This is a genomic window from uncultured Microbacterium sp. (assembly GCF_947632095.1).
In the GTDB taxonomy this organism is placed as follows: Bacteria; Actinomycetota; Actinomycetes; order Actinomycetales; family Microbacteriaceae; genus Microbacterium.
Genome location: NZ_CANROA010000056.1, coordinates 1 through 11040, shown reverse-complemented (window position 1 = coordinate 11040; position 11040 = coordinate 1). Strand labels below are relative to the sequence as shown.

8 protein-coding genes and 1 pseudogene are annotated in these 11040 nt (G+C 68.3%); 6 read left to right on the top strand and 3 right to left on the bottom strand.

Annotation, left to right across the window (positions count from 1 at the left end; translation table 11 throughout):
• Positions 1-100: 100 nt before the first annotated feature.
• Together Q0Z66_RS10965 and Q0Z66_RS10960 are read right to left on the bottom strand one after the other, a co-directional pair.
• On the bottom strand, positions 101-1609 hold the full coding sequence (locus Q0Z66_RS10965; protein WP_298041051.1) for a DUF4041 domain-containing protein: 1509 nt from the start codon (positions 1607-1609) through the stop codon (positions 101-103).
• 117 nt (positions 1610-1726) lie between these two features.
• Positions 1727-2515: an SGNH/GDSL hydrolase family protein gene (locus Q0Z66_RS10960; protein WP_298041049.1), complete on the bottom strand. Its 789-nt coding sequence runs from the start codon at positions 2513-2515 to the stop codon at positions 1727-1729.
• A gap of 83 nt (positions 2516-2598) precedes the next feature.
• Between Q0Z66_RS10960 and argS the strand changes: the two genes are divergently transcribed.
• Positions 2599-4263, top strand: coding sequence for an arginine--tRNA ligase (gene argS, locus Q0Z66_RS10955; protein WP_298041046.1), 1665 nt, complete (start codon positions 2599-2601; stop codon positions 4261-4263).
• Positions 4264-4295: 32 nt separating this feature from the next.
• A complete protein-coding gene (locus Q0Z66_RS10950; RefSeq protein ID WP_298041044.1) occupies positions 4296-5132 on the top strand; it encodes an LmeA family phospholipid-binding protein in 837 nt (278 codons plus the stop codon).
• Here the strand turns inward: Q0Z66_RS10950 and Q0Z66_RS10945 are convergent.
• Positions 5129-6166, bottom strand: coding sequence for a YihY/virulence factor BrkB family protein (locus tag Q0Z66_RS10945; protein WP_298041042.1), 1038 nt, complete (start codon positions 6164-6166; stop codon positions 5129-5131). The genes Q0Z66_RS10950 and Q0Z66_RS10945 overlap by 4 nt on opposite strands.
• Positions 6167-6304: 138 nt before the next feature.
• On the opposite strand from Q0Z66_RS10945, the gene lysA reads away from it, so the two are divergent.
• The 4 genes and pseudogenes from lysA to Q0Z66_RS10925 all read left to right on the top strand — a co-directional run.
• Complete coding sequence (gene lysA, locus Q0Z66_RS10940) at positions 6305-7714, top strand: diaminopimelate decarboxylase (protein WP_298041040.1); 1410 nt, start codon at positions 6305-6307, stop codon at positions 7712-7714.
• Complete coding sequence (locus Q0Z66_RS10935) at positions 7711-9033, top strand: homoserine dehydrogenase (protein WP_298041038.1); 1323 nt, start codon at positions 7711-7713, stop codon at positions 9031-9033. The genes lysA and Q0Z66_RS10935 overlap by 4 nt, the downstream gene beginning before the upstream one ends.
• Entirely contained in the window at positions 9033-9980 is a 948-nt protein-coding gene (gene thrB, locus Q0Z66_RS10930; protein ID WP_298041036.1) for a homoserine kinase, read from the top strand. Before Q0Z66_RS10935 ends, thrB begins: the two co-directional genes overlap by 1 nt.
• 167 nt (positions 9981-10147) lie before the next feature.
• Positions 10148-11040: pseudogene (locus Q0Z66_RS10925) on the top strand (hypothetical protein); the annotation flags it as partial.

The window sequence follows — 11040 nt, the reverse complement described above, 5'->3', positions numbered from 1 at the left end:
CACAACGAAAACTTCAGAACATGAGAAAGGCCGCCTGATCCAGGCGGCCTTTTCCTTTCTTCAGCGTCGCGATCGGCAAGACCCCCGCGTCCGAGGGCGCTCAGAGGCGGTCTTGCAGGGCTCGTGTGGCCAGATACTCTTCAGCGGTCGGTTCCAGAGCGAAATCGAGCAGCTCGACCGAGTGCGCTGTCAACGCATCGCGCACCTCGGTGGGCGTCGCGCGAAAATACTCCCGACGCAGGTTGACCTGGTTCACACGCCGATCGGCGAAATGGTTATGGAGCATCGCCTCGATTCCGACGGCATCTTCGGCGAAGAACAGCGCGTGGACGTCGAACCGGAAAGGCACGGAGGCGTCCCCGAGCTCATTGACGCGGTCCATCGGCTCGAGGCGGCGCGTCAGTCCGATCTTCACCACATCCGGACCGAAAGATCCGACGTTGCTGATCACATACACGTAGCCGGCACGGATATTCGCGGCACGGTAGTCCACGTTCTCGATGGCATGATCGACATCTGCCAGGCGCACTCGCATGCGCTCGGCGCCCTCACGATCGCCGTTGGCCTCGAGCGCTGCGATGGTGTTCGCGTAGTGACCGCGCTCCTTCTCCAATCGGGCCTTCTCCGCCGCGAGCTCTTTCTCGGCCTTGCGTTGCTCACGAAGCTCCTCGCGGTGGGCGCGGTCTGCTTCCTTCTCTGCCTGAACTGCGCGGAGGTGTCGGTTCGCGAGCTCGAGCTCATGCAGTCGAAGGCGATGGAAGTACGGGGTGATGCGCAGATCGATCATTGTGCCGAGCCGGGCGATCTGCTCCATCGCGGTTGTGAGGCGCTTCTGCGCCGTTGCGAGATTTCCTGCTCGCACCGCTTTCACGCAGTTCTCCGCCTCGGCGTTATACGAACGGAGCATGAGCTTCGACATGTCCTTGACGAACTTCGCGCCCTTCGCCGAGCTGTTGTTGAAGGTGAAGTTACTCGTCGCATGAGTCGCCTGGCCGGAGCGGATGGCTGTCTTGATCTCGGCTCGGAGCGCCTCCAGTTGTGTGGCCAGGGCAACCGAGTCCTCCGCGGGATGCTCGTAGTCGGAGAGACCGAGGTCTTGAACCTCGATAGCGCCGCGCAGGTCGAGCAACGCCGCCTCGGCTGCCGAGATCTCGGTTCTTCGGGTCGCCAGGTCAGCGGTGGCAGCGGCTACCTTGGATTGCGCTTCTTCTGCCTCCCGGGTGAAAACGCGCTTCAGATCATCGAGTGCAGCGATATCCTGCAGCCCGTGCCGGTCGATCAGAGCCTGCAACCGGGCGACTTCAGATCGCAGCTTCTCGGCATGCTTTCTGGCCCCGACGAGGGGGATGCTTTCGAAGGCCAGTGCATTCTGTCCGCCCGGGACGGCCGGTGGAGCCTCGGCCGCTCCCGCGTTGGAGACGGAGTTCAGCGGAACCGAGTCGGCAGTTGCGTTGACATCGCTGGCAGCACTGCTCTGGAACATCGGCGAGATCGACTGGACGCCGCCGGAGAATACGTGCTCTGTCCATTGCTGACCATCCCAGTAGCGCTGCTCGAACTGGCCTGAGGGGTCGGAATACCATCCCGCTTGCACGACACCGTGATCCACACGCACAAGCTATCGCATGCGCGTCGGGACAGCACGTGTGCCGCGGAGGAAATCCGGGCTCGAACGACGGCAGCGAAGAGTCTGCGCAGATCACGCCGACGCGCGGACGATCGCGGCCTACTGCGGTGCCGGGGGCCCGGCCTCAGTGACCGGTGCCACCGAGAGATCGGCGAGCGCCGCGGCCAGCTTCTCGGCGAGATACCGGTGTCCCTCGGTCGAGGGATGCCTGTTGCCGGGGTCGACGGCGATCACATCGAGGTAGTTTGCCTCGGTGATCCAGTCGTCGGCGACGGGGGAGATGTACGCCCAGCCGCGGGCTTCGGCGAGAGCCGTTAGGTCACGGTCGATGCGATCGGTGCCCGCCTCCACCGGAAGCACATGCGGGGCGGGGCCGAGCACGACGATCGTGGCACCCGGGTAGGTGGCGGCCAAAGCGTCCCACGCCGCCGTCACCGCCTCGCGATATCCGACCGCTCCCTGTGCACGGTCGTTGATGGAGCCCTGGACGATGACGAGATCAGGCTCGATGTCCGCCTCGAGGGATGCGATGCGCTCGCCGTAGGCGGGCCCGTCGATGCCGGGTTTGAGATAGCCGCTGCCGCGCACGCCATCGACGATCGTCTCACCGTCGATCAGCTCGGCGAGAACGTACGCGTAACCCAGCGTCGGGGCGCTGGCCGCGGACCCATAGGTCCACGAGTCGCCGAAGACGAGGACCCGCGGATGCTCCGGCAGAGCCAGAGGCGCGGGAGCGATCACCACGTCCTCGGCGGCGAGCACCGGGGCATCCGAGACGGCCGGAACCCAGGGACGCCAAGCGCCCAGGACGATACCGGTGACAGCCAGCGCGAGCGCACCGGTGAAGGCGGCGATGCGTGCGCGTCGCCGTCGTGCGGGGGTGATCATGGTGCGAGAGTAAATGATGGTCAGGGGATCACCAACTCAGAGCGGAAAAAACCGACCCCGACGCGCCGTAGACTGGGAAGGCTATGAATCCCGACATCCTCGCCGAAGCCATTCTCGCCGTCGTCACGCCCCTCGCGGCATCCCTGCGACCGGACGAGACCCTCGACATCGACATCTCCGACGTCGTCCTCGAGCGGCCGCGCAACCGCGACCACGGCGATTGGGCGTCGAACGTCGCCATGCGCTTCGCGAAGAAGCTCGGCACGAACCCCCGTGAGTTCGCCCAGCAGATCGCCGACGCGATGGCGGATGTCGACGGCGTCGCCAGCGCAGAGGTCGCCGGCCCCGGATTCATCAACTTCCGTCTCGATGCCGCCGCCGCCGGCGTGCTCGCCAAGACGATCGTCGACGCCGGCGACGCCTACGGCACCAACGACTCGCAGAAGGGCGTCTCGGTCAACGTCGAGTTCGTCTCGGCCAACCCGACCGGCCCGCTGCACATCGCCCACACCCGCTGGGCGGCGCTCGGCGACTCGATCGTGCGCCTGCTGCTCGCCAGCGGTGCGAACGCCGTCCGCGAGTACTACATCAACGACGCCGGCGCGCAGATGCAGCGGTTCGCGGCATCCGTCGTCGCCTCCGCCCAGGGTGAGCCGACCCCCGAGGGAGGCTACCCCGGCGCCTACATCGATGCGCTCGCGACGCGCGTCGTCGAGGCGCGCCCCGACCTGCTCGAGCTGCCGGAGGCCGAGCAGCTCCAGGTCGCCGAGGACCTCGCCTACGAATACCAGCTCGCCGAGATCAAGAATTCGCTGGCGAACTTCAACGTGCCCTTCGACACCTGGTACTCCGAGCGCACCCTCCACGCCAAGGGCGAGGACGGCACGAGCCTCATCGACCAGGCCGTCGAGCGCCTGCGCGAGCAGGGCCACGTGTTCGACCTCGATGGCGCCGTCTGGGTGCGTACCACGACCTTCGGCGACGACAAGGACCGCGTCATCCGCCGCTCCAACGGCGAATACACCTACTTCGCCGCCGACGCCGCCTACTACCTGAACAAGGGCGACCGCGGCTTCACGAACAAGATCTACCTGCTCGGCGCCGACCACCACGGCTACGTCCACCGGCTCAAGGCCGTCGCCGGCGCCGCCGGCGAGGACCCGGAGAAGAACATCGAGGTCCTCATCGGCCAGATGGTCTCGATCAACGGCGCCCGACTCAGCAAGCGCGCCGGCAACATCATCGAGATGGACGACCTGCTCTCCTGGCTCGGCAGCGACGCGCTGCGCTACTCGCTCGAGCGCTCGCCCGCCGACTCGCCGCTGGACCTCGACCCCGAGCTGCTGCAGAAGCGCACCAACGACAACCCGGTGTTCTACGTTCAGTACGCCCACGCGCGCACCCACAACGTCGGCCGCAACGCCGCCGACAGCGGCGTCGACCGCAGCGAGTTCGCCCCCGAGACCCTCTCGCACGAGACCGAGTCCGCTCTTCTCGGCGCGCTGCAGGAGTTCCCGCGCATCGTCGCCTTCGCCGCCGAGGTGCGCGAGCCGCACCGCATCGCGCGCTACCTCGAGGAGCTCGCCGGCCTCTACCACCGCTGGTACGACAACTGCCGCGTCACCCCGCTCGGCGACGCCCCGATCGAGAGCGTGCACCGCACCCGCCTGTGGCTCAACGACGCCACCGGACAGGTGCTGCGCAACGGCCTCGGCCTGCTCGGAGTCTCCGCACCCGAACGCATGTGACGCGAAACGGCGGGGACGGGCATCATGGTCACATGAGCGATGAGAACCCGACCCTGCCGTATCCGGACACCTCGGTCGAGCACCCCACGCTCGTGATCCCCGATGGGGATGCCGTAGCAAGCGCGCCGCGTCGGCGTCGCCGCTGGCCGTGGGTGCTGCTCATCGTCGTGATCGTCATCGCGGCACTGGCCGTCGCCGCGGAACTGCTCGCACGCAGCATCCTGCCCGGTATCGTCCGCGGCGTCGTCATCGACCAGCTCGATCTGCCCGCGGATCAGCAGGTCGACGTCGCGACATCGGGGCTGCTCCTGCCCCAGCTTCTCGGCGGAACCCTCGACGAGCTGCACCTGTCGACGCCCGCCGTGACGATCGGCGGGATCACCGGGGCGGCCGATGTCACGGCGACCGACGTCGCGATCGACGGCAGCGGGCTCGGCGCCGCGGACGGAACCGTCCGCATCACGGAAGAGGAGCTCACGACGCTCGTCTCCGCCGCGGACATTCCGATCGACGCCGTGACCTTCGCCGCTCCCGAGGCGACGGCATCCGGCAGTTTCGCGGTCTTCGGCGTGCCGGTTCTGGTCGAGCTCACGGTGACGCCGGGCGCGGATGCCGGTGATCTGCTGCTGACGCCCGTGAAGCTGGAGATCGCGGGTCTCGAGCTGAACGCCGCGCAGCTCGCCGAGCGGTTCGGCGCGGTGGCCGGATCCCTCACCGAACCGCAGCGCATCTGCATCGCCGATCAGCTGCCCGCCGGGGTCACCGTGACGGATCTCACGATCGAGGGCGATGCGGCCGTCATCGACCTCGTCGTCGACGGCGCGATCATCACCGACGCGAACCTCCGACAGAACGGGGAGTGCTCCTAGCCCTTCCGCTCCGACGCCTCCGCCTCCTCCGCGGCCCGCAACTCCTTCGTCGCCGCGATCACCTCCTGCTGCGCACGATGCACCCGCCGCTGCGCGAATGTGCGCGGAGCGCGTGCGGCGACACGGTCGTGCTCCTCCTCGGCGGTCGTGGTGATGTATGCGCAGGAGATGAGGATCACCTGCGCGCTGAAGTTCAGCCAGATCAACAGCGCCAGCAACGAGGCGAACGAAGCGAGTAGCGGGTTCGACGTCGCGCCGCCGATGAACAGGCTCGACAGCTCCTGCAGGGCGAGCAGGCCGACCCCGCCCAGCAGTGCGCCCCGCCACACGGCTCGGGCCGATGCGGAGCTCCCGGAGAGAAGACGGAAGATCGCGAAGATCAACGCGGCGTCGAGGGCGAAGACGACCAGCAGCGATGCGATGCGGACGCCCCAGACGGCCCCGGCGGAGTCTGCGGCGAGCCCCAAGAACCCGGTGACCGCTCCGATCCCGATGCGGGCGAGGAAGGTCACCGCCGCGGCGGCGACGAAGGAGACCGCGATGCCGAGCGCGAGGGCGAGGTTGCGCAGGATCACCCAGATGAAGGACAGATCGTCGAGCACGGAGCCGGCGATCGTGCGCACGGCGATGCGCAGAGAACCGATCGCGCCGAGCGCCGCGCCGATCAGGCCGACCAGCGAGATGATTCCGGCGATCGACAGGCCGCTGAGGGCCGAGATCTCCGTCGGGTCCTTCACGATGCCGTTCTCACCGACGAGCCCCGGCACGGCCGCATCGATGGAGGAGATGATCGCCTGCCAGGCCTGCGGGTTCCCGGCGAGCCAGATCGCCGCGATCGAGAACCCCAGCAGAAGCCCCGCGAAGACGCTGAAGAGCGCGCGGTAGGTGATGCTGTCGGCGAGCATCGGGCCGCGCCGTTCGGAGTACAGGAGGTAGGAGCGGACGATCCTTCTCCCGAGGAACCAGGCGATGACGCGTTTCACGAGCCCGGCGATTCCGCTCGTTTCTGAACCGGTCTGATGTGCGCTGCTCATGCCCTCACCGTAATGAACGGAGATGTTCTCACGTGAGGGGCTTGCGGATGCGGAGAGGAATCCGGCAGTGCCATAGAATCGGGGCTACCTCGGATGGCTCACTCCGCCCCGGGGCTCCCTTCCCACGATTGGTGCTCTGTGCATTCATCTGCAGACTCGCTCGCCCCGGAATGGCTCGTCGTGCCCGACGACGCGAATGCGCTCGCGCCCGGCGTCTGGCCTCGTTCGTCCGTGCGCTCGCCCGATGGGCAGATCCTGCTCGGAGGGATGACCGCCTCTGAGATCGCCGGCCAGTACGGCACACCCGTGATGGTTCTCGATGAGGACGAGGTGCGCACGCGCGCCCGTTCCTTCCGCGACGCCTTCGCCGCTGCAACGGGGCGCCACGGAACGACGGCCCGCGTCTACTACGCCGGCAAGGCATTCCTGTCCACCGCGATAGCCCGCTGGGTGACGGACGAGGGGCTCAATGTCGACGTGTGCACGCGCGGCGAGCTCGAGATCGCGCTCGCCGCGGACGTCGACCCGGCACGCATCGGCTTCCACGGCAATAACAAATCCCGTGATGAGATCGAGCGCGCGGTATCGGTCGGCATCGGCACGATCGTCGTCGACAGTGCGATCGAGATCGAACGCGTCGCCGAGATCTCCGAGCGCCTCGGTGCCGTCCAGCGTGTGCTGGTGCGCGTCAACAGCGGCGTGCATGCCGAGACGCATGATTTCCTGGCGACGGCGCACGAGGATCAGAAATTCGGAATGCCCTTCGCGGATGCTGTCACAGCGGTCGCCCGCATCCGTGAGCTTGCGTCGCTGGAGTTCCTCGGCCTGCACTGCCACATCGGCTCTCAGATCTTCGGCGTGGCCGGCTTCCGTGAATCCGCATCGCGCGTGCTCGAGCTGCACGAGCAGCTGCGAGCCGGGGGAGAGGTTCCGCTGCTGAACCTCGGCGGCGGCTTCGGGATCGCATACACGAGTGTGGACGACCCGACGCCGATCGAGCAGCTGGCCGCGGAGATCGTCGACGCGGTGGCTGAGGGGTGCGCTCAGCGCGGCATCCCGATGCCGGCCCTGGCTTTCGAGCCCGGGCGCGCGATCGTCGGAACCGCCGGCGTCACGCTGTACGAGGTCGGCACGACCAAGCCGGTGCGCCTCGGCTCCGACGAGAGCCGCCTCTACGTGAGCGTCGATGGCGGAATGAGCGACAACGCACGCCCGGCCCTCTACGGCGCTCAGTACTCCGCCCGCATCGCCTCGCGCACGAGCGACGTCGAGCCGGCACTCGTGCGAGTCGTCGGCAAGCACTGCGAGTCCGGCGACATCGTCGTCGATCACGAATACCTCCCCGGCGACATCACGCCCGGCGATCTGCTGGCGGTCCCCGCCACGGGCGCATATTGCGCATCGCTGTCCAGCAACTACAACCACGTCCCCCGTCCCGCGGTCGTCGCGGTCTCGGCCGGTGCGTCACGGATCATCGTGCGCGGCGAGACCATCGACGACCTGCTTTCGCGGGATGCCGGAATCAGCACGAAAGAAGGAGCACGATGACCGACCTCGCAGGGAACACGTCCGACAACCGCACCCTCCGTGTGGCGCTTCTGGGCGCCGGCGCCGTGGGCTCGCAGGTGGCGCGCATCCTCATCGAGCACGCCGATGAGCTCTCCGACCGCGCGGGCGCGCACCTCGAGCTCTCCGGGATCGCGGTCCGTGACGTCGATGCCAAGCGCGACGTCGATCTGCCCCGTGAGCTGTTCACCACGGATGCCGAGACGCTCATCGTCGGCAGCGACATCGTCATCGAGCTGATGGGCGGCATCGAGCCGGCCCGCGGCAATCTGCTCACCGCGCTGCAGAGCGGTGCGGATGTCGTCACGGCCAACAAGGCGCTGCTGGCCACGCACGGCACCGAACTGTTCGAGGCCGCCGACCAGGTGGGCGCCTCCGTCTACTACGAGGCTGCGGCCGCCGGTGCGATTCCGATCATCCGTCCGCTGCGCGACTCGCTCGCGGGAGACCGTGTCGTGCGCCTGATGGGCATCGTCAACGGAACGACGAACTACATCCTCGACCGCATGGACTCCGAGGGCGCCGACTTCTCCGAGGTGCTCGCCGACGCGCAGCGCCTCGGATACGCCGAGGCCGACCCCACCGCGGATGTCGAGGGCTACGACGCCGCACAGAAGGCCGCGATCCTCGCATCCCTCGCCTTCCACACGACGGTCCCGCTCGAGGCGGTGCACCGCGAGGGGATCACCGAGATCACCCCGGCGATGATCGATGAGGCCCGCGCCGCCGGATTCGTCATCAAGCTGCTCGCGGTCTGCGAGCGAATCGATGTGGACGGTTCCGAGTCGATCTCGGTGCGCGTCTACCCGGCGCTCGTCGCACGCACCCACCCCCTCGCATCCGTCCACGGAGCCAACAACGCGGTCTTCGTCGAAGCCGAGGCCGCCGGATCCCTGATGTTCTACGGTGCGGGCGCCGGTGGTGTGCAGACCGCGTCCGCCGTGCTCGGCGATGTCGTCTCGGCAGCTCGTCGCCACATCGCCGGCGGTGTCGGCGTGGGAGAGTCCACGCGCGCCAACCTTCCCACGGTGCCGATCGGCCACGTCATCACGCGCTACCAGATCACGCTCGAGGTCGCCGACCAGGCCGGCGTCCTCGCCACGGTCGCAGGAATCCTCAGCGATGGCGGCGTTTCGGTCGCGACGGTCGTGCAGACCTCGTCCGAGGACGAGCCCACGGCTCGCCTCATCATCGGCACGCACCGTGCCGCCGATCAGGCTCTCAGCGACACCGTCGCGGCTCTCGCGGCGAGCGATGTCGTCGACCGCGTCGTCTCCGTCCTGCGCGTGGAAGGCGAGTGATGGCGACAGCATCTCCGGCGCGGGCCGGACGTTCCGTCCAGGTCCAGGTCCCGGCCACCAGTGCGAACCTCGGACCGGGGTTCGACACGCTGGGCCTTGCACTGAGCGTCTACGACGAGCTGACCGTCACAGCGCTCGAGCCGGGGAGCCTCGAGATCGAGGTCACGGGTTCCGGGGCCGAGGAGATTCCGCGCGATGCCTCCAACCTCGTCGTCCGCTCGATCGAGCACGTTTACCGCGACGCCGGGCGTGAGATGCCCGGCCTGCGCATCGTCGCCGATAACGGTGTTCCCCACGGTCGCGGTCTCGGCTCATCCGGTGCGGCTGTGACCGCCGGCGTGCTCGCCGCCAAGGGGCTGCTCGCCGGCGAGGTGGACTTCACCGATGCCGATCTGCTGCGTCTGGCGACCGAGCTCGAAGGGCACCCCGACAATGTCGCCCCCGCATTGTTCGGTGGGCTGACGATCGCCTGGACGGGGGAGAACGGCCCGCAGCACAAGAAGCTCCTCGTGCACCGCGGCGTCGCCCCTCTGGTGCTCGTGCCCGAGCGCACGATGTCGACGTCGCTGGCCCGTTCACTCCAGCCCCCGCACTTCTCGCGCGAGGACGCCGTCTTCAACGTCTCGCGTACGGCGCTGCTGATCGCCGCACTCATGCAGAGCCCGGAGCTGCTGCTGGATGCGACGGCGGACCGGCTGCATCAGGACTACCGCGCCGAGGCGATGCCCGAGACCCACACGCTGGTGAAGGCGCTGCGCGCCGCGGGCTTCGCGGCAGTCGTCTCCGGCGCAGGTCCCAGCGTCCTCGTGCTCGCGGACGGGCCCGGAAGCCGGCAGGAAGCGGTCGATATCGCGGCCGCGGTCGCCGACACCCCGTGGCAGGCGCTCATGCTCGCCGTCGACGTGCGTGGTGGTACAGTAAGGGATCGAGCGGAGGGCTCCACGTAATCTCGTGAATCCGGCCCCCATCGCAGATCTGCGAATTCCGCACGCAACCCCCAGAACTGCTTTCTCGGTTCTGGCCGGCAGTCGCCGAGCGGCTGCCCGTGCGATCGTGCTCAGCACCCGTTGTGCGCGAGACACGCTCATTTCCCACGACATATAAGGGAGTACTCGTGGAGAATTTCTCCGAGACCCAGAACGATCAGGCAGCGTCCGCCGTCGAGACGCCCGCCGCCCCGGCCGCCGAATCCCCGGCCGCCGAGACCACCGCCGAGGCGAAGGCTCCGCGCAAGCGCGCTCCGCGCCGTGCGACCACCGCCACCGCAGCGGCCAAGACTGCTGAGGCAGAGGCTGCTCCGGCGGAGGCCGCCGCCGCACCCGCCGACTCCGCGGCACCTGCCGAGGAGGCAGCGCCCAAGGCGACGGCGCCGCGCCGCAGCCGTGCGAAGAAGGCCGACGCCGAGGCCCCGGCCGCCGCTGATGCCGCAGCCGAGTCCACCCCGGCCGAGAAGCCCGCGGCGGACACCGCGAGCGCTGAGGAGGCGCCCGCTACCGAGAAGGCGACGAAGACGACCGCCCGTGGCCGCGGCCGGAAGAAGGCGGAGCCCGCTGCAGAAGAAGCAGCCCCCGCCGAGGCGCCCGTCTCCGACGATGCGAAGAGCGTCGAGGCATCCGCGCCCGCCGACGCATCGAGCGGCGCCGAGGAGCAGCCCGCGAAGGAGACGGTGGAGAAGCCGGCTCGCGGCAAGCGCAACGCCAAGAACGCGAAGGCCGAGAAGCAGGAGCAGTCCGACGCCTCCGACGACGAGCAGAGCTCGTCCTCCGAGAACAAGGGCGATGAGTCGTCCGAGTCCGGCGACGGCGAGGAGACCTCGGGCCGTAGCCGCAGCCGCAGCCGCAGCCGCAATCGCGGTCGTGGCAGCAGCAACGACTCCGCGCAGAGCGGCTCCAGCTCCAACGGATCCGACGACGACTCGAACGGCCGCGGTCGCCAGCGCAACAAGCGCCGTGGTGGCGGAGCATCCGACGAGTTCGAGACCGAGATCGGCGAGGACGACGTTCTCAT